Origin of the sequence: Streptomyces sp. NRRL F-5126, assembly GCF_000721265.1 — a bacterium.
Taxonomy (GTDB): Bacteria; Actinomycetota; Actinomycetes; order Streptomycetales; family Streptomycetaceae; genus Streptomyces.
On sequence record NZ_JOFZ01000007.1, the window covers coordinates 264,636 to 283,994 of the forward strand.

Genomic DNA, 19,359 nt, shown 5'->3' on the forward strand with positions numbered 1-19,359 from the left:
CTCACCAGCAAGTACGACAAGCTGAATAGAGTGGTCGAGTGACCAACTCGACTCCTCCCGGCTGGTACCCCGACCCCGGGCAGCCGGACGACGGCCCCCTGCAGCAGCGGTGGTGGGACGGATCCGCCTGGACCGACCACCTGCGTCCCGCGGTCCCCGAGGCGTGGAACGCGGCGACCGCGACCGCGTTTCCCGTCCAACCCGGGTACCCGCCGGCGCAGCCGCCGCGAGGGCGCAGGGGGCGCAGGATCGCGGTGTCGGTCGTGGCGGGAGTCGTGGTCGTCGCGCTCGCGGGCGGCTTCTACCTGCTCGGCAAGGACAACGGAGGCGGCGGAGCCAAGGCGGCCGGCCCCGCACCGTCCGCCTCCTCGCAGCCGGGGCAGAACGGCGGGGGACAGGGCGGCAGGGACGGCGGATCCGGCGGCCTCGGCGGTGACAGTGGTGGCCTCGGCGGCGGTGGCACCGGTGGCGGCTCGTCGCAGGGCGGCGGGGGCCAGGGACAACTCCCGCAGACAGAGCCCGGGTTCGCCACGGACGCCGCCAGCGGCATCGATCTGCCCGTGCCCAGCGGCTGGAAGGGCCAGTCGGGTCTCGAGGGCGCGGGCGTCACGACGGGAAGCTACGCCTGCCCCGGAGCCCCGAAGCAGACCTGCGTGCGCGGCGGAGTCTTCTCCGCCCCCGCGGCCGCACTCAAGAACAGCGGGTCCACGGCCAAGGAGGCGGCGACGCAGGACATCGCCGGCAACGCCAAGGAGTCGTACGGCTCCGGCGGGATCTACGGCAAGATCACCTCGCACAAGGAGCTCAAGGCCCAAGCCGTGAAAGTGGCGGGGAAAGAGGGCTACTTCGTGCGGTGGAAGGTCGTCACGAGCAAGGGTGACGACGGCTACGTCGAGTCGCTCGCCTTCCCCTCGCCCACAGTGAACGGGCAACTCGTCCTGGTGCGCGCCGGATTCGACATCAACAGCAAGGCGCCGTCGCTCAGCGTGCTCGACAGGATAGTCAGCGGCATCAAGGCGGCTCCGGCGAGCGGCGGTGGCAGCGGCCGGGGCGTGTGACCCGGCGCCGGGCGGCTCCCGGCGCGCCGTTGCCCGGGCGGTCTTGTCCTGGAGTGCACTCGAATCCGTAGCGTGCATCGCATGACCACGCCACAGCAGAGCATCGGATCAGGATTCGGGCCTCGGACCACAGCGGCTGAGGTCCTGCGAGGGATCGACCTCACGGGCAGGCTTGCCCTCGTCACCGGAGGCTATTCAGGCCTCGGCATCGAGGTGACGCGTGCGCTCGCGGGCGCCGGCGCGCACGTCGTCGTCCCCGCGCGGCGGCCCGAGGCGGCCGAACAGGCGCTCGCGGGGATCAAGGACGTCGAGGTGGACCGGCTGGACCTCGGCGACCTCGACAGCGTCCGCTCATTCGCGCAGCGCTTCCTCGCGTCCGGGCGCCCGATCGACGTGCTCATCGGCAACGCCGGCATCATGGCCTGCCCCGAGACCCGGGTGGGGCCCGGCTGGGAGGCGCAGTTCGCCACCAACCACCTCGGGCACTTCGCACTGGTCAACCGGGTATGGCCGGCGGTGTCCGACGGCGCCCGCGTGGTCTCGGTGTCATCCGCGGGCCATCGCCGCTCGGCCATCCGCTGGGACGACGTGCAGTTCGAGCGCGGGTACGACAAGTGGGAGGCGTACGGCCAGGCGAAGACGGCCAACGTCCTCTTCGCCGTCGAACTCGACCGGCTCGCCCGCGCCTCGGGCATCCGTGCCTTCGCCATTCATCCCGGTGGCATCCTCACACCGCTCCAGCGCCACCTGCCCAAGGAGGAGATGGTCGCTTTCGGCTGGATCGACGAGGAGGGGAATCCGATCGGCGACTCCTTCAAGACGCCGCAACAGGGCGCGGCGACCGAGGTGTGGGCAGCGACCTCCCCCCAACTCGACGGTGCGGGCGGCGTCTACTGCGAGGACTGCGACATCGCGCCCCTCGCCGAGGGAACGGGATCCTCCGGCGGCGTGCAGGCGTACGCGATCGACCCGGCCCAGGCGACGAGGCTCTGGCGCCTCTCCGCGGACCTGACGGGTGTGAACGCGTTCGCCTCGGTGTCCTGACCTGCCCGCACCGGAACGCGGCTGGAAGGAAGACGCCGATGGCCCGCGGTCCGGGCCCGGCCGTGGCGCCCGCTCCGGGACGTACTTGACGCGGTCGGGTGCGTCCGGGGACGCTGGGAGCGTCCTGAGAGCGCTCCCAGGAGTGGGAGACTTCTGAGAGCGCTCTCAGAACCGGCTGCCGCCGGAGACCCGTACGCAGAACCTCCTGGAAGGACCCCCACCCCGTGGCCACGTCAGCACCCATCACAGACCAGGCCCCCGACCCCGCCCGGTCGATCACGTTCCCGCCGGAATTCCTCTGGGGCACGGCCACCGCCTCGTACCAGATCGAGGGCGCCGTGCGGGAGGACGGCCGCACGCCGTCCATCTGGGACGTCTACGCGCACACCCCGGGCAGGGTGCTCGGCGGCGACACAGGCGACGTGGCTGACGACCACTACCACCGCTGGGCCGAGGACCTCGGCATACTCGGGGACCTCGGCGTCGGCGCGTACCGCTTCTCCGTCGCCTGGCCGAGGATCCAGCCCACCGGCAGCGGTCCCGCGAACGCGAAGGGCGTCGACTTCTACAGCAGGCTCGTCGACGGACTCCTGGAGAAGGGCATCCAGCCCGTCGCCACGCTCTACCACTGGGACCTCCCGCAGGAACTCGAGGAGGCCGGCGGCTGGCCGGCGCGCGAGACGGCGTACCGCTTCGCCGAGTACGCGGGCATCGTCGCGGACGCACTCGGCGACCGTGTCCGCACCTGGACGACGCTCAACGAGCCCTGGTGCAGCGCCTTCCTGGGCTACGGGTCAGGTGTGCACGCCCCCGGCAGGACCGACCACGCCGACGCGCTGCGCGCCGCCCACCACCTGAACCTGGCGCACGGGCTCGCCGTGCGGCAACTGCGCGACCGCCTCCCGGCCGGCTCCCAGGTGTCCGTGACGCTCAACCTCCACCAGGTCCGCCCGGTGACACGGTCCCCGCAGGACCTGGACGCGGCCCGCCGCATCGACGGCACCGCCAACCGCATCTTCACCGGCCCCATGCTGGCGGGGATCTACCCGGAGGACGTGCGGGCCGACACCGCCCACCTGACCGACTGGTCCTTCGTGCGAGAGGGCGACACGGACATCATCCAGCAGCCCCTCGACTTCCTCGGCGTGAACTACTACTCGCCGACGCTGGTCGCGCACGACGAGGGCGGCGGCGCGCACAACTCCGACGGGCACGGGGTCAGCGAGCACAGCCCCTGGCCCGCAGGTGAAGGCGTCGCGTTCCATCAGGCGGCAGGCCGCAAGACGGCCATGGGCTGGGGGATCGATCCCACCGGCCTGTACGACCTGCTGCAGCGCGTCGCACGCGAACACCCCGGCCTGCCGATCGTCATCACCGAGAACGGCGCCGCGTTCGACGACGTGGTGGGCGGCGACGGCCGGGTGGACGACCCCGAGCGCATCTCCTACCTGCACGGGCACCTCTCCGAGGTGCACCGCGCCATCGCGTCGGGCGTGGACGTACGCGGCTACTTCCTCTGGTCGCTGCTCGACAACTTCGAGTGGGGGTACGGGTACAGCAAGCGCTTCGGCGCCGTGTACGTGGACTACGAGACGCAAGCGCGCATCCCCAAGGCCAGTGCCCGCTGGTACGCGCAGGTCGCACGGACGGGCACACTGCCCATCCAGGACGGCATCCCGCAGTAGCGGCGACCTGAGCGGCCACGCATCGGCCGGCCGCCGCCCGCGCCGCCCGGCGTGCGCGGCGGCCGGCCGATGTACGCAGGGGTGGGGTCGACTCGGGTCCGCCCCCGATTTTCGCCGCCTGTCCGGCATTTGGCGTCCGCCGCGGCTCTCGCCCCCACCTCTGCCGTCTTGTCCGGCTTCTGCCGTGTGCCGCGCAATGTCGTGATGTCACCGTCTTCGTCTCCCAAGTGGGCCTGCGTCAAGGGCATCTGAATTCATGCCACCTACACGCGCCTGACCTGCGGCTTGACTTGAACATGCGGTTCCTTTGGTATTCCTTTGGGCAACTCGTGTTCCCCACAGGAACACTTGATCGCAGAGTGAGGGTCTGCGTGTGGCCAGTAGTCACAGCACGCCACACGCGTTCACTCGCACTGCAGGGGGTTCTATGAGATCCAGCCGACCGCGCCTGCGCACCGGCATGGCCGTGGCAGCGACACTGTCCATGGTCACCGGCGCTCTCGCACTCGGCGTTCAGGCCGCCGGAGCCGACACCGGCCCGGCCGGACGCTCCATGCTGCACGGGACGAAGCCGATGTGGGCCACCGCGAAGGCCGACAAGGGCACCACGGCGTCGTCCAAGGAGGTGTCCGCCCGCGTGTACCTGGCGGGACGGGACGCCGCGGGCCTCGCCGCATACGCAAAGGGGGTCTCCGACCCCTCCTCCGCCCAGTACGGCAAGTACCTCACCGCGAAGCAGGCCAAGGTGCGCTTCGGGGCGACGAAGCAGCAGATATCCGATGTCACCAAGTGGCTCGAGTCCACCGGCCTCAAGGTCACCGGCACCACGAGCCACTACATCTCAGTCTCCGGTGACGCCAAGGCGGTGGAGAAGGCGTTCTCCACGCGGCTCCACAACTACGCCAAGGGCGGCAAGACCTACCACGCGCCCGACGCGACGGCGTCCGTGCCCGCGTCGCTGCGCGGTGCGGTGCTGACCGTCACCGGCCTCGACAACGCGCCGAGGGTGTCGCACCACGCCGACACGCTGCCGCCGCCCGACCCGGCCTTCCACAACGCGGGGCCGTTCTCGACGTACTACGGTTCGAGGACCAACAAGCGCCTGCCGAACGCCTACGGTTCGAAGGCCCCCTACACGATCAAGGGCTACACCGGCAAGCAGCTCCGGGCCGCGTACGGCGCGAAGAACTTCACCGGCAAGGGCGTGACGGTGGCCATCACGGACGCCTTCGCCTCGCCGACGATCGCGAAGGATGCCGCGCAGTACGCCAAGCGCAACGGCGGCAAGCGCTACAAGAAGGGCCAGTTCTCCCAGGTCCTCCCGGACGACTTCAACGTCGACTCCTCGGGTTGCCCCGACCCCGCGGGCTGGTACGGCGAGGAGTCCCTCGACGTCGAGTCGGTTCACGCGGTCGCGCCCGACGCGAACATCACCTACGTCGGTGGGGCCTCCTGCCAGGACGACGACCTGCTCGACGCCCTCAGCAAGGTCGTCGACAGCCACCTGGCCGACATCGTCTCCAACTCGTGGGGGGACGTCGAGGCCAACCAGACTCCGGCGTCGCAGGCCGCCTACGACCAGGTGTTCCAGATGGGCGCCGTCGAGGGCATCGGCTTCTACTTCTCCACCGGTGACGACGGCGACTTCCAGGCGGCGACCGGCACCAAGCAGGTCGACACCCCGGCCAACTCGTCGTGGGTCACCGCAGTCGGCGGCACCTCGCTCGCGGTCGGCAAGGGGAACAAGTACAAGTGGGAGACCGGCTGGGGCACCCTCCAGGCATCCCTGTCGAAGAACGGCAAGAACTGGACCGGATTCCCCGGCCCGTTCACCTCGGGCGCCGGCGGCGGCACCAGCACCACCGTGCCGCAGCCCTTCTACCAGAAGGGTGTCGTGCCGGGCTCGCTGTCGAAGGCGAACGGCACCTCGCCGATGCGCACCCTGCCGGACATCTCCGCGGTCGCCGACCCCAACACCGGCTTCCTCATCGGTATGACGCAGGAGCAGAAGAACGGCAAGGACCGGTACAGCGAGTACCGTCTCGGCGGCACCTCGCTCGCCTCCCCGGTCATCGCCGGGATCCAGGCGCTGGCGCAGCAGGCGCGGCACGGTGTGCCGATCGGCTTCGCCAACCCGGGGATCTACCAGCGCTACGGCACGTCGGCGTACCACGACGTCACGGACCACCCGCTGGGTGCCGGCCAGGACATCGCGGTCGTGCGCAACGACTACACCGACACGCAGGACCCCTCCTCGCCGACCAGGACGACGATCCGCACCCTCGGCCATGACAGCTCGCTGTCCGCCACCGTGGGCTACGACGACGTGACCGGTGTGGGCAGCCCGGGGTCGAACTACGTGACGTCCTACAAGACGCGCTGACCCGCGGCGCCACCACGGCACCGTCGCACGCCGGTACGGCCCTCGTGCGGCACGGAGCAGGCCACCTGCCCTGTGCCCGCGGGGGCCGCTGTGTTGCCGTGGGCGAGGTGAAGTGCCGACCGGGGTGTGCACGCCTGACCCGGCCGCGATGTGCGGGACGACGGGACACACGAGGGCGGGGCGGGACGGCCGGGCGGGGCCCGGCGGTCCGCCACCCCCAGTGGCCGGGCGGTCCCGGGAAAGGGTCCGCCCGCCGGTTCAGGCGCGCTCGCGGTACAGGCCCCGGCCCGCGCGGTCGGCACGGGACGTCGCGACCAGGCGGTCGAGCGTGCTGCGCACGGCGTTGATCTCGCCGGGGCTGCCGTCGCGGCCGAGGACCTTCGCCACGTCACGCGCCCTGACCGTGCCGCCCTTCGCGTCGGCGAGGATGTCGAGCACCTGGCGGGTGAGGCCGCTCGGCGACTCGCTCTCGTCGCCCTTCTTCGCGGCCGCCTTCTTCGCGGTCGCCGGCTTCGAGGAGCGCTCGGGGGCGGCCTTCTTCGCGGAACCCCGCTTCTTGGCCGCCTTCTTCGCGCCGGAGCGGCGCGGGGCGGGCACCGAGGCAACGGGTGCGGCGGCCTTGCCGGCCGCCGGCTCGGCGTCGGCGTCGGCGGCGGCCGGAGCCCCGGTCTGCTCCGCCCCCTCCAGCACGTGCGGCACACCGGAGAGCGCCGTCAGCGCCGAAAGCGCCGAACGCACCGACTCAAGGCGCTCGGTGACCGCGGCGAGCTCCTTCTCCAGCGACTGCTGGTGTGCCTCCAGGCGCGGAAGTTCAGCCTTGAGGAGCGTGGTTGTCGCCTCGACACTGTTCGGCGAGGCGGGTGCGGATGTCATTTGGTGTCCCTTTCCGTCAGGAGCCACCGGCCGTGTTCCCTCGGTGGCCTGTGCCGACAGAGCCTAAGCTCTGCCGGGGCCCTCGCGGGCGGCAAGTGATCGTTCGGCGTCACACGCATGCACAACGACTCGGAGTCGGCACCGGTTCCTGCACACGGTGCGCGCGACGACGCCCACCGTACACACCCTTTCTGACGTGCTCGAACGCGCCCGTCCCCGAGGGGCGTCGGGCGGTGCGGCCGGCCGTGACCGGCGCCGCGGCGGCGCAGGCCACCCGGGTGTGACGGAAAGCGCGCACCACGCACGGCAGTTGACGCCGGTGCTCGCCGGCGCCCGCACACCTGAACGGGCCCGGTGGGTCATGCCCTGCGCGCCACCATCGTCACGCAGCGGGCCCCGCCGTCCGCCCGCCTGCCGAGCGCCTCGACGGGCAGCAGCTCCACCGTGAACCCCGCGTCCGCCAACTCGTCGACCACGTCGGACAGCCGGAACGTCCGGTAGTACATGACGAACCGGGGCCGCCACACGGCGTTGCGTACGCGCATCGCCGCGTCGAAACCCCACAGTGCCCAGTAGGGGAGTGAACCCACACGTGGTGGGGCCGGGAGCGGAAAGACGAACAGGCCTCCGGGACGCAACGCGCGGCGTACCCCCGCGAACACGGCGGACCGCTCGCCGGGGAGGAAGTGGCCGAACGCCCCGAAGCTCACCGCGAGATCGAACGCACCGTCGAACGGCAGCGCACGCGCGTCCCCGCGCACCCACTGGACGGAGGGTCCGCCCGGGACGTCCGCGAAGGCCGCGGCGGCACGCGCCAGCATCCCCGCGCTGAAGTCGACGCCGGTCACACGCTCCTCGCACACCTCGCGCAGGGCGCCCACACCCGCGCCGGTGCCGCAACAGACGTCGAGCCCGGTGGCGAACGGCCCGAGCGGCCGCACCGCCGACACCACCGCGTCCAGGAAGGGCTCCGGTGTACGAAACGGTGTCGCGTCGAACTTCGGGGCCAGCAGGTCGTACCCGTGTTCCACGGATGACAGGGCCTGCACGGCCAGTTCGGTGAGGGAGGGCCCGCGTGCGGAGAACATCACACCCAGCGTAGGCGAGACCGGGGGCGTGCGCCGCACGCTCCCACCACACCCCGCGGGAAAGGCGGGCCCCGCCGGACCGCACCGGCCACCGCGACCGACCGGCGCCGTACGGGTGGCCCCGTTACCGGTGACCGCCGGCCGGCGGCTATCGTTGGTGTACATGTCCGCCCCTGAGATCGTCCGCATCGTCTCCCGTGACTCGCCGATGGCCCTGGCCCAGGTCGAGCGTGTACGCGCCGAGCTGGCAGCCCTGCACCCCGGCATCGCCACCGAGGTCGTCCCGGTGAAGACCACGGGTGACAAGTGGCTCGGCGACCTCGCCAAGGTCGAGGGCAAGGGCGCGTTCACGAAGGAGGTCGACGCGGCGCTGCTCGCCGGGGAGGCCGACCTGGCCGTGCACTGCGTGAAGGACATCCCGGCGGACCGTCCGCTGCCCGCCGGAACCACCTTCGCGGCCTTCCTCAGGCGCGACGACGTGCGCGACGCTCTCATCCACCCCGGTGGGCTGACGCTCGACGAGCTGCCGGAGGGTGCCAGGATCGGCACGTCCTCCGTACGCAGGGTCGCGCAGCTGGCCGCTTCCCACCCGCACCTGGAGTGCGTCCCGCTGCGCGGCAACGCCAACCGCCGCCTGGACAAGCTCGCCGCCGGCGAGTGCGACGCCCTGCTGCTGGCCGCCGCCGGGCTCGCCCGCATCGGCCGCGAGGACGTCATCACGGAGGTCCTCACCACGGACGCCATGTGCCCGCCGATCGGCGCCGGTGTGCTGGCACTCCAGTGCCGCGAGGGCGACACCGCCGTGATCGACGCCATCAGCGACCTCGGCGACCCCGACACCCACCGCGAGACCATGGCGGAGCGCATGTTCCTGCATGTCCTGCAGGGGCACTGCAATTCGCCCATCGCGGGCTTCGCCAAGGCGCACAGGGGCGGCGACCTCTCGCTGCGCGCCTGCGTGTTCTCGCCCGACGGCAAGACCGTGCTCAACGCCCACGAGTGGGCCGGCCCGCTCGACCCCGCGACACTCGGCACCTCCGTCGCCGTCAGCCTGCTGCGCCAGGGGGCCCGCGAGCTGATCGACGGTATCGCGCACTGACGTACGCGCGCCGTCCTCGCGCGCACGCCTGTCTCACGCCGGGCGGATTCCCGCCGCGTGGTCTAGAGTTGGCGCTCGCGATCCGCGGTGGCACCTCATGGCCTGGTGGACGTTCCTGCTCGTCCCCGTCACGGCACCCGTGACGGCGTCCGTCCCACGCGAGGGCCGTACCGTGAACGAGAGCGCACGCGTCGCAGGTCCGTCATGCGCGAACACCGGGCGGGCACCGGCCGGCCGGGTGTCCGCCGCCCGCGCCGCACTGCTCGCCACGCCGGGGCGCCGTGCGTCCACCGCCGCCGTGCTGATCACGGCCACCACCGCCTTCGTCACACTCGTACCCGTCTTCAGGCACTTCTTCGACGCCGGCGTCTACTACGGAACCGTCGACCAGTGGATCCACCACGGCGGGCACATCTACGACTACGTGCGGCCCGGCTCGCACTACGGATTCACCTATCCGCCGTTCGCCGCCCTCGCGATGGCTCCCATGGCGCTGGTGTCCTGGCCGGTCGTCGTGGCGGTCGCGTGCGCCCTGTCCGTACTCGCCTCCTGCCTGCTGCTGTACTGGCTGCTCGGCGACGCCGTCCGCCGCGTGGCCGGGCGGCCCTGGCTCGCCTGGAGCGTCATCGGGTGCCTCTTCACGGTCCTCGAACCCGTCAGTGACACGTTCAGCTTCGGCCAGGTCAACCTGGTGCTCGTCGCCCTCGTGTTCGCCGACGCGCGACTGCTGGCCACCGGGCGCGGCAGGTACGCGGGGATCGGGACCGGCCTCGCCGCCGCCGTCAAACTGACACCCGCCCTCTTCATCGGCTACCTGCTCGTCACAGGACGCCGCCGGCAGGCCGCGCTCGCCGCCGCCACAGCGGCCGCCGCCACACTCGTCGCCGCGGCCGTCGACCCGGGCGCCTCGCGCACGTACTGGACCGGCGCCCTCTTCGACACCGGCAGGGTGGGGCGGCTCGCCTTCATCTCGAACCAGTCCGTGCAGGGGGTCCTGGCACGACTCGGTCCCGGCTTCACCGGCCACGCCGCGTGGCTGCTGTGCGTGGCGGCCGTGCTCGCCGTGTGGCTGCGCCGTTCCCGCATCGCCGCGGCCGCAGGCGACGACCGGGCGGGCTTCGCGCTGACGGGCCTCGCCGCCTGCCTGGTCTCCCCGGTCACCTGGGTCCACCACCTGGTCTGGGCGGTACCCGCCCTCGCCGTCCTCGCCGACGCAGGCCTGCGCCGCGGCAGCCGCCGGGCCCTGGTGGTGTGCGGGGCACTCCACGTGCTGCTGTCCAGCTACATCATCTGGCTCTGGGGCGCGGCCGGCACCACCGGGGCCGTCGCTTTCGTCGGCGGCAACACGTACGTCTGGATCACGCTCGGGCTGCTGGCCGCGCTGCCTCTGGCGGACCCCGCGCCGGCCGCTGGCACGGCGCGGGCGCCCGGCGCCCGCGGCCTCACCGAGGGCTCCTTGTCCGCCGGCGAGGCATCTCGTTAGGGTTGAAGAAGTGATCAACAGCGTCCGGGGAGCCACCGGCACCCGCCGGACGACTGCCGGCCGACGGCCGCCGCGACGGCGGCCGCCGAGGAGAGGAGCGGCCCGTGCGCTACACACGACTGGGCAACACCGGTCTTGAGGTCTCAGCCATCACGCTGGGCTGCATGAGCTTCGGCGCGCCCGAGCGCGGCACGCACTCCTGGAGCCTCGGCGAGGAGGCGAGCCGAGAGATCATCAAGCAGGCGCTCGACGCAGGCATCACCACGTTCGACACCGCGAACGTGTACTCGGCCGGTTCGAGCGAGGAGATCACCGGCCGGGCGCTCAAGGACTTCGCCCGCCGTGACGACGTCGTCATCGCCACCAAGGTCTTCAACCGCATGCGGCCGGGACCCAACGGCGCGGGCCTGTCACGCAAGGCCATCCTCACGGAGATCGACAACAGCCTGCGCCGCCTCGGCACGGACTACGTCGACCTCTACCAGATCCACCGCTGGGACCCCGCCACCCCCATCGAGGAGACCCTCGAAGCGCTGCACGACGTGGTGAAGGCGGGCAAGGCCCGCTACATCGGCGCGTCCTCCATGTACACCTGGCAGTTCGCGAAGGCCCTGTACACCGCCGACCTGCACGGCTGGACGCGCTTCGTGTCGATGCAGAACCACTACAACCTGATCTACCGCGAGGAGGAGCGCGACATGCTCCCCTTCTGCGCCGACCAGGGCATCGGTGTGGTGCCGTGGAGCCCGCTCGCCCGCGGCAGGCTCACGAGGCCGTGGGACGCGCGTACGGCACGCTCCGACACCGACGAGTTCGGCAAGACGCTGTACCACCCCGAGGACCGCACCGTGGTGGAACGCGTCGCCGACGTGGCGGGCAAGCACGGCGTGAACCAGGCGCAGGTGGCGCTGGCCTGGCTGTCCCACCAGTCCGTCGTGACGTCCCCGATCGTCGGCGTCACCAAGGCGGCTCAGCTGGCCGACGCGGTCGCCTCCCTCGACCTCGCGCTGAGCCAGGACGAGATGGCCCTGCTCCAGGAGCCCTACCGGCCGCACGGGGTCGCGGGCCACTGACGGCTCCCGCCGACTTCAGGAGACGATCTGCCGCACGTCCCTGGCTGATCGCCGCGGCAGCTGACAGACTCGGCCGGGTGAAAGGGCGTCAGGCGGTGATCGTGCCATGAGCGAGGTACGGGCGGGGGGTTCCGCGGGCAGCGCGCCCACGGTCCTGCGCATGGTGATCGGCAAGCGGCTCCTGGCACTGCGCGAGCGGGCCGGCGTCACGCGGGAGAGCGCGGCCGAGGCGCTCGACGTGACACCGCTGACCATCCGCCGGATGGAGAACTCCGAGGTCAGCTTCAAACTGCCGTACGTGCGTGTCCTGTTGCAGATGTACGGCGTGGCGGACGCGGAGGCCGGCCAGTTCGTCGAACTCGTCAAGGCGGCCAACAAGCCGGGCTGGTGGCACCGCTACCGCGACGCGGTCCCCGGCTGGTTCAGCGCGTACGTCAGCCTTGAGGACGAGGCCAGCCTGATCAGGACGTACGAACCCCACTACGTCCCCGGCCTGCTGCAGACCGAGGAGTACGCGCGCGCCGTCCTCGGGGCGGGCGCGCCCAAGGACCCCGAGGCACTCGACCGCCGGGTCGCGCTGCGCGTCAAGCGCCAGCAGCTGCTGACCAAGGCGGACGCCCCGATGCTCTGGATCCTGATGGAGGAGGCCGTCCTGCGCCGTCCGGCCGGCGGGTCCGCGGTGATGGCCGCCCAGGTGGACCGGCTCATCGAGGCGACCACGCTGCCCAACGTGACTCTGCAGATCCTGCCGTTCGCGATAGGCCCCCACCTCGGCGCGTTCGGCCCCTTCCACCTCTTCAGGTTCGACGTCGTCGAACTCCCCGACATCGTCTACACGGAGAACCTGACCGGCGCGGTCTACCTCGACCGCCGCCCCGACAGCTCGGCCTACCTGGAGGTGCTCGACGGCCTCTCGGCGCGCGCCGCGTCCGTCCGCGAGACCCGCGCCCTGCTGCACACCCTGCGCGAGGACTACGCCTGAGCCGAGGGCCGGATCGTCCGCCCGTCGGGACGGCCTGCCGCAGCGGACCGTCCGTCTGGTTGTCTGGTGGGGTTCAGCCTGCCCCGTGGGCCGCCCCGGCCCCGCACCGACGAATCGAGGCCGCGTACGGTGTCCTCCCGCCCCGTGACCCTGCTCAGCCTGGTACCCGCGGTCTTCCTGCCCGCGCTCACCTTCGAGACGGGCATGGGGGCGGTCGCGCCCGTCCTCGCCCTCAGCGGCAGAGCGCTCGGCGCGTCCGTCGGCGCGGCCGGGCTCGTCCTCGCGCTGCTCGGCGTCGGCCAGATCATCGGCGACGTGCCGGCCGGCGCGCTCGCCGCCCGGCTGGGCGACCGCAGGGCGATGCTGGTGGCGGCGGGCGTGGCGGCGCTCACCCTGTGCGGCTGCGCCTTCGCGAGGACCGTGTGGGAGCTGGCGCTCGCGGTGACCGCGACCGGCGCGACCAACGCCGTGTTCGTCCTGGCGCGGCAGGCCTACCTCACCGAGGTCATCCCCCTCGGTCTGCGCGCCAGAGCCATGTCCACGCTCGGCGGGATGTCGAGGGTCGGCGCTTTCGTCGGGCCCTTCATCGGCGCCGCCGTGCTCCGCGACCGGCCCGTGCACGACATCTTCTGGCTGGCGCTCGCCTTCACGGCGGTGACCGCCTGCGTCCTGCTGTGCGTGCCCGACGTCTCCGACCCGTCCTCCGGCCACGCGAAGGGCGCGAGGAACCCCGTGCCCGTGCGTGCGGTGGTGCGCGACCACCGCACGGTGTTCCTGACGCTCGGCATGGCCATCCTGCTCGTCGGCTCCGTGCGCGCCACGCGGCAGACGGTGCTGCCGCTGTGGGCGGAGCACTTGGGGCAGAGCGCGTCCACGACGAGTGTCGTCTTCGGCATCGCCGGCCTCGTCGACATGCTCACGTTCTATCCCTCGGGACGGGTCATGGACCGGCACGGGCGGCTGTGGATCGCGATCCCGTCCATGCTGGTGCTCGGCCTGACGCAGGCCGCGCTGCCGCTGACCCACGGGCTGGTGTCGCTCACCGTCGTGGCGATGCTCATGGGGTTCGGCAACGGCATCGGCAGCGGGATCCTCATGACACTGGGGGCCGACGTGGCACCGCCGGGGACACGGACCCAGTTCCTCGGCGTGTGGCGGCTGTGCGCGGACTCCGGCAGCGCGGGCGGCCCGCTGGTCGTGTCCGCCGCCGCATCGCTCGGCAGCCTCGCCGCCGGGATCGTCGCCATGGGCGCCATGGGCATCGTCGCGGCGGGCGCCCTGCTGCGCTGGGTGCCGCGCTACTCGGAGTTCGCCACCACCGGCACGCGCCGCCGGGGCACCGTCGCCGCCGCGTCCCCCGCGCACCGCCTACCGGCGCCGCCCCGGCCGCCTGCCCCCGGAGCGCGGCCGACGGGGGAGCAGGAGCGGGAGGACCGCGTCGAGGAGACGTGAGGCGGCCCGGCCGGGTGGGCGCCGCCGCCGGCGACGGCGACGGCGCGCCCCGCGCGGCCGGAGCCGGGGGTGACGAGGTTCTGGCGGGTATGTTGACGGTTCGTCGGGTCGCGTTCCGCGCCCGGCGGCCCGACGCATGGTAGGCACAGGACATGTCACCTGACGGCACGTCACCCGGCCGGCTCCACGGCCGCTGCCCGCGCCCGGCGCGCGTGCCCTGTGATGGTGCCCCATGCTCCCTGCCAAGGTGTGCCCGCATCCGCCTGATATGACCCGTTGCCGGGTCGCCCGACATGCCGATGTCATGGCCCTGCCCGCTGAATTTCGGGCTCCCGAGCCTGTCAGCCCGTCATCCTGCCTGCGGCCCAGCCGCCACCAGAAGGGACCACGCCATGCCCGAAATCACCCGCCGCCGGCTGATCACCGCCGGTGCCGCCGCATCCGGAGCCCTCGTCGCGGGACAGCTGACCGCCGCCACGTCCGCCGCCGCCGCGCCCGGACGCGCCCCGGCAGCCGACCCGTTCACACTGGGCATCGCGTCCGGTGACCCGCTCACGACCGCCGTCGTCATCTGGACCAGGCTCGCGACCGACCCGCTGCACGGCGGCGGCATGCCGGACCGTGCCGTCGCCGTCAGCTGGCAGGTCGCGGAGGACCAGCGCTTCCGCCGCGTCGTCAGGCAGGGTACCGCCTACGCCCAGCCCCGGTTCGGGCACAGCGTCCACGTCGACGTGCGCGGACTGCGGCCCGGACGCGAGTACTGGTACCGCTTCCGCACGGGCGGCCACGTGTCGACCGTCGGCAGGACCCGCACCATGGACGCCGCCCCGTCCAAGCTGCGTGTCGCGCTGGCCTCCTGCCAGAACTGGCAGCACGGCTACTTCAACTCCTACGCCGACATGCGCAGCCAGGAGCCGGACTTCGTGCTGTTCGTCGGCGACTACATCTACGAGTCCGCGCCGAGCACCTCGTCCGTACGCGTCCACGAGGGCAGCGGGGAACCGGTCACCCTCGACCAGTACCGCAACCGGTACGCCCAGTACCGTACCGACCCCGACCTCAACGCCGTGCACGCCGCCGTCCCGTGGATCGTCACCTTCGACGACCACGAGGTCGACAACGACTGGGCGGGCGAGGTGCCGCAGGACCCGGACAAGCAGCCGCACGACGCCTTCGTGAACCGGCTGACCGCGGCCTTCCAGGCCTACTACGAGTACATGCCCGTACGGGCGACCGCCATCCCGAACGGTCCGCACATCCAGATGTACCGCCGCTTCGACTTCGGGGACCTGGCCAGGCTCAACGTGCTCGACACCCGGCAGTTCCGCAGCAACCAGGTCACCTCCGACGCCGCCGCCAAGGACCCCAGGCTCACGATGCTCGGCGCCACGCAGAAGCGGTGGCTGATCAACGGCCTCGAACGGTCGCCGGCCCGGTGGAACCTGATCGCCTCGCAGATCATGATGGCGGAGACCGACAACGTGGCCGGGCCCGGCAAGAACTGGTTCTACGACGCGTGGGACGGCTACCAGGTCGAGCGCAACGACCTCATGGCCCGCTTCCAGAACATCCGCAACCCCGTCGTCCTCAGCGGCGACCGCCACCTGACCATGATCAGCGACCTGAAGAAGGACTTCTCCGACCCCAAGTCCGCCGTCGTCGGCGCCGAGTTCGTCGGCACGTCGATCAGCTCCAACGGCGACCAGAGCGTTGACGCGTTCAACGCGCAGTGGGACCCGCTGCGCCCGGACAACCCCCACTGGAAGCTGATCGACTGCCACCGCGGCTACCACCTGTTCGACATCGACCGCGACGGCATCGACGCCAAGGTGCGGGTCGTCGGCACCGTGCGCAAGCCGGTGTCGGCCGCCACCACACTCTCGAGTCTCCGCGTCGACGAGGGCAAGCCCGGCGTCCACACCGTCTGACCCGTCGCGCCCGCCCTCAGGGCGCGTGGGTGCGTGATTCCAGGTCCTTGCGGGTCGCGGCCCCGTACACGCCCGAGGGATCGCTCGTGATGCCGTGCCCCCGCTGGTAGCGCGCCACGGCGTTTTCGACCCCCGTGTCGTACGTGCCGTCCGGCGCGCCCAGATAGGCGAGGAGCAACTGGCCGAGGCGCTTTTGCAACTCGACCACCTCGGGCCCCGTGTCGCCTTTCCGCAGCACCGGCGGCCCGGCCGGCGCGCTCGCCGACGTCGCGGGCGAGCCGCCCGCCGCCGGCGTGGTCCCGCGTTCGGCCGCCGGGGGAGGCGCCCCGGCCCCAGGACCGGCTACGGCCATCGGGCCCGGCGGCGAGGCGGACGGGCCGCTGCCCGGTGGCGTACTCGCCACACCATCGCGTCCGCCTCCGGGGGCCGACGGCGGCGGGCCCGAGGTGCCCGGGGCGGCAGGATCGGTGGCCGCGCCCGATGCCACGCCACCTCCCCGGCCACCCGGCAGGGCGGCGCCGGCCGCCGAGGACGACGCTCCGGCCGCCGGGCGGGAGTCCTCGCCCCCGCCGAAGGCACCCGTGCCGGCCGCCACCGCCAGTGCCGCGACGACCGCACCGGCGGCTACCGCGAGCAGCGGGCCCCGCCGTCCGCGCCGCCCGTCCGCCTCCGCCCCGTCCTGGCCCGCCTGATCGCTGCCAGGGCCGCCAGGTCCGCCGGTGTCGATCACGTACCCCGACAGCGGAGCGCTGCCGGCGACGAGCGTCGTGGCCTCCGGGCCGTCCGGTGCCGCCACCGGGCCGTCCGGGACGTCATCGGGCCGTCCGGGACGTCATCGGCCTCGGCGGAGGCGTCTCTGCCGTCCTTGCTGTCCCCGGTGTCCCGCCGTTCGGACGCCTCCGGCGCCCCCAGTGCTTCCGTGCCGCCGTCCTGCTCGCGTTCCGCGCGTTCCGCGCAGGCGCAGTCCGGGCGGCCGTCCTCGCCCGCCGGGGCGAAACAGCGCGGACAGGATTCTGGCTTCACCGACAGTCCCTTCGTGGATGCGGTGTGATTATGCAGAGCCGAACGGGGCACGCGCAGCGATTGTGCCGCGTGTGCCGTCTCCGCTGCTCGGTCATAAACGGGCAACCCCTGCCTGAAAGGGCAAAAAAATCGCACAGCTGCCACCTGCCGGCGATCCCGGACGGACACGCGTGCGAACGTCCGCGCCCCACAGGCGACAGGTGCCACGGGGCGCGGCAGACCTGCCGATGACGTGCGCATGCGTCGCACGAGGCAGAATTGGCGCGTGACGGAATCCGCCGGCCCCGCGAGGGGCGACACGTACACGGGCAGGACGGAGTGCCGCTCCTCCACCCCCTCACCGTGGCGCGCCTTCCTGCGCACCGAGACGGGCAGCGCGGCCGTCCTGCTCGCCGGCGTGATCGCCGCCCTCGTCTGGGCCAACATCGGCATCGACGGCTACGAGTCGGTGTGGCGCACCACCCTGTCCGTACGGGTGGGGGACGCGGGCGTCTCCCTGCACCTGCGCGACTGGGTCAACAGCGGCCTGATGGCGATGTTCTTCTTCGTCGTGGGCCTGGAGGCCCGCCGCGAGTTCGACATGGGGGAGCTGCGCGAGCGGCGGCGCGTCGCGCTCCCGATGCTCGCCGGGGCGTGCGGGCTGTGCGTTCCCGTCGTGATCTACCTGGCCATCAACGCGGGGCACGGCACCGAGCACGGCTGGGGCGCCGCCATGTCGACCGACACGGCGTTCGCGCTCGGCATGCTGGCGCTGCTCGGCCGCAGGCTGCCGGCCGGCCTGCGCACCTTCGTGCTGTCGGTCGCCGTCGTCGACGACTTCGTGGCGCTCGCCGTGATCGCCTTCGCCTACAGCGGCAGCGTCATGCTGCCCGCGCTGCTCGTGGCGGTCGGCATCCTGGCCGCGGTCCTCGTCGTCCGGGCGCTCAAGGTGCGCACGGGGGCCGTGTACGCCGTGGCGGCACTCGCGATCTGGGTCGCGCTGCTGAAATCGGGCATCGACCCCGTGGTGACCGGCCTCGTCATGGGCCTGCTCACGTACGCCTACCCGGCCGCGCGCAGCGACCTGGAACGGGCGAGCGGGCTGTTCCGGCGCTTCCGCGAGCAGCCGACCCCCGAGCTCGAACGGAGCGCGCGGCGCGGACTCGCGTCCGCGATCTCCCCGAACGAACGGCTGCAGCGCACCTTCCACCCGTGGACGAGCTACGTGATCGTGCCGCTGTTCGCCCTCGCCAACGCCGGCATCGAGATCAGCCCGCACGAGCTGTCCCGCGCCTTCTCCTCGACGGTGACCTGGGGCGTCCTGGCCGGCCTCGTGCTCGGCAAGCCCCTGGCGATCCTCGGCACCAGCCTCGTCACCGCGGCCGCCACCCGGGGCCGGGTACGCCCGCCGGTCGGCTGGGGAGCGACGGCCGCGGGCGGCACCGTGGCGGGCGTCGGCTTCACCGTGTCGCTGCTGATCGCGACGCTGGCCTTCCACGGGCAGCGCCTCGCCGAGGCCAAGATCGGCATCCTCAGTGCCATGGCCGGGGCCTTCCTGCTGACCTGGACGGTGACCGCGGTCATCGGCCGCCTGCCGAAGTTGCTGCGAGGCCGCGCACTGCTGGGCACCGCGGAGAGCATCGTCGATCTCGCCGTACCCGTCGATCCCGACAGGGACAAGGTGCGCGGGCCGCACGACGCGCCGGTCACCGTCGTCGAGTACGGGGACTTCGAGTGCCCGTACTGCGGTCGCGCCGAGCCCGCCATCAGGGCGCTGCTCGCCGAGTTCGGCGACGACGTCCGCTACGTGTGGCGGCACCTGCCGCTGCGCGATGTGCACCCGCGTGCCCAACTCGCGGCCGAGGCGACCGAGGCAGCCGCGGAGCAGGGGGCCTTCTGGGAGATGCACGACCTGCTCTTCGCCCACCAGGGCGCCCTCGGCTCCGCGGACCTGTACCGCTACGCGGAGGAACTGGCCCTGGACACCGAGCGCTTCCGCCGCCACCTGCGCCACCGCGCCGGAGCCCGCCGGGTCGCCGAGGACGTCGAGTCCGCCGATCTCAGCGGTGTCTCCGGAACTCCGACCTTCTTCGTCAACGGCCGCCGCCACACGGGTGCGTACGACATCGAACACCTCTCGCGTGCCGTCTCCACGGCACGCAAGAGGGCCGCCCTGGAGGCCGCCTGAGGCGGCCGCCCCGCGCGGACG

Annotated in this window: 14 protein-coding genes; 11 read left to right on the top strand and 3 right to left on the bottom strand. The window is 72.3% G+C overall.

Annotated elements, in window-relative coordinates; translation table 11 throughout:
- Nucleotides 1-38: 38 nt before the first annotated feature.
- From IH48_RS0117480 to IH48_RS0117495, 4 genes are all read left to right on the top strand, one after another.
- The gene (locus IH48_RS0117480; protein WP_030904742.1) at nt 39-1,058 is read left to right on the top strand and encodes a DUF2510 domain-containing protein; all 1,020 of its coding nucleotides are present in this window, start codon (nt 39-41) and stop codon (nt 1,056-1,058) included.
- Nucleotides 1,059-1,139: 81 nt separating this feature from the next.
- Nucleotides 1,140-2,102 carry an SDR family NAD(P)-dependent oxidoreductase gene (locus IH48_RS0117485; RefSeq protein WP_030904744.1) on the top strand — a complete coding sequence of 321 codons (963 nt, stop codon included), beginning with the start codon at nt 1,140-1,142 and terminating at the stop codon, nt 2,100-2,102.
- A gap of 224 nt (nt 2,103-2,326) precedes the next feature.
- Nucleotides 2,327-3,787: a GH1 family beta-glucosidase gene (locus tag IH48_RS0117490; protein WP_030904745.1), complete on the top strand. Its 1,461-nt coding sequence runs from the start codon at nt 2,327-2,329 to the stop codon at nt 3,785-3,787.
- A gap of 427 nt (nt 3,788-4,214) precedes the next feature.
- Nucleotides 4,215-6,170 (top strand): S53 family peptidase, encoded by a 1,956-nt coding sequence (locus IH48_RS0117495; protein ID WP_037842308.1) that lies wholly within the window; start codon nt 4,215-4,217, stop codon nt 6,168-6,170.
- A gap of 258 nt (nt 6,171-6,428) precedes the next feature.
- On the opposite strand, the gene IH48_RS0117500 is transcribed toward IH48_RS0117495, so the two are convergent.
- Together IH48_RS0117500 and IH48_RS0117505 are read right to left on the bottom strand one after the other, a co-directional pair.
- Complete coding sequence (locus IH48_RS0117500) at nt 6,429-7,043, bottom strand: hypothetical protein (RefSeq protein ID WP_030904747.1); 615 nt, start codon at nt 7,041-7,043, stop codon at nt 6,429-6,431.
- A 359-nt stretch (nt 7,044-7,402) separates the two neighbouring features.
- Complete coding sequence (locus IH48_RS0117505; protein WP_030904749.1) at nt 7,403-8,131, bottom strand: class I SAM-dependent methyltransferase; 729 nt, start codon at nt 8,129-8,131, stop codon at nt 7,403-7,405.
- 157 nt (nt 8,132-8,288) lie between these two features.
- Here IH48_RS0117505 and hemC point away from each other — a divergent pair, with 157 nt between their 5' ends.
- The 6 genes from hemC (at nt 8,289) to IH48_RS0117535 (ending at nt 16,148) form a co-directional block, all read left to right on the top strand.
- On the top strand, nt 8,289-9,230 hold the full coding sequence (gene hemC / locus IH48_RS0117510; protein ID WP_199809960.1) for a hydroxymethylbilane synthase: 942 nt from the start codon (nt 8,289-8,291) through the stop codon (nt 9,228-9,230).
- A 97-nt stretch (nt 9,231-9,327) separates the two neighbouring features.
- Nucleotides 9,328-10,713, top strand: coding sequence for a glycosyltransferase 87 family protein (locus IH48_RS0117515; RefSeq protein ID WP_051839962.1), 1,386 nt, complete (start codon nt 9,328-9,330; stop codon nt 10,711-10,713).
- A gap of 104 nt (nt 10,714-10,817) precedes the next feature.
- Complete coding sequence (locus IH48_RS0117520) at nt 10,818-11,786, top strand: aldo/keto reductase (RefSeq protein WP_030904756.1); 969 nt, start codon at nt 10,818-10,820, stop codon at nt 11,784-11,786.
- A gap of 106 nt (nt 11,787-11,892) precedes the next feature.
- Nucleotides 11,893-12,768, top strand: a complete 876-nt coding sequence (locus tag IH48_RS0117525) for a helix-turn-helix domain-containing protein (protein WP_030904758.1) — start codon at nt 11,893-11,895, stop codon at nt 12,766-12,768.
- Between the two features lie 144 nt (nt 12,769-12,912).
- Nucleotides 12,913-14,220, top strand: a complete 1,308-nt coding sequence (locus IH48_RS0117530) for an MFS transporter (RefSeq protein WP_199809961.1) — start codon at nt 12,913-12,915, stop codon at nt 14,218-14,220.
- Nucleotides 14,221-14,612: 392 nt separating this feature from the next.
- Nucleotides 14,613-16,148 (top strand): alkaline phosphatase D family protein, encoded by a 1,536-nt coding sequence (locus IH48_RS0117535; RefSeq protein WP_030904766.1) that lies wholly within the window; start codon nt 14,613-14,615, stop codon nt 16,146-16,148.
- Between the two features lie 16 nt (nt 16,149-16,164).
- Here IH48_RS0117535 and IH48_RS34425 read toward each other — a convergent pair whose 3' ends face one another.
- Entirely contained in the window at nt 16,165-16,944 is a 780-nt protein-coding gene (locus IH48_RS34425) for a peptidoglycan-binding domain-containing protein (protein WP_051839964.1), read from the bottom strand.
- Nucleotides 16,945-17,436: 492 nt separating this feature from the next.
- Between IH48_RS34425 and nhaA the strand changes: the two genes are divergently transcribed.
- Nucleotides 17,437-19,338, top strand: a complete 1,902-nt coding sequence (gene nhaA, locus IH48_RS0117545) for a Na+/H+ antiporter NhaA (protein ID WP_037842311.1) — start codon at nt 17,437-17,439, stop codon at nt 19,336-19,338.
- The last annotated feature ends 21 nt before the right edge of the window (nt 19,339-19,359 follow it).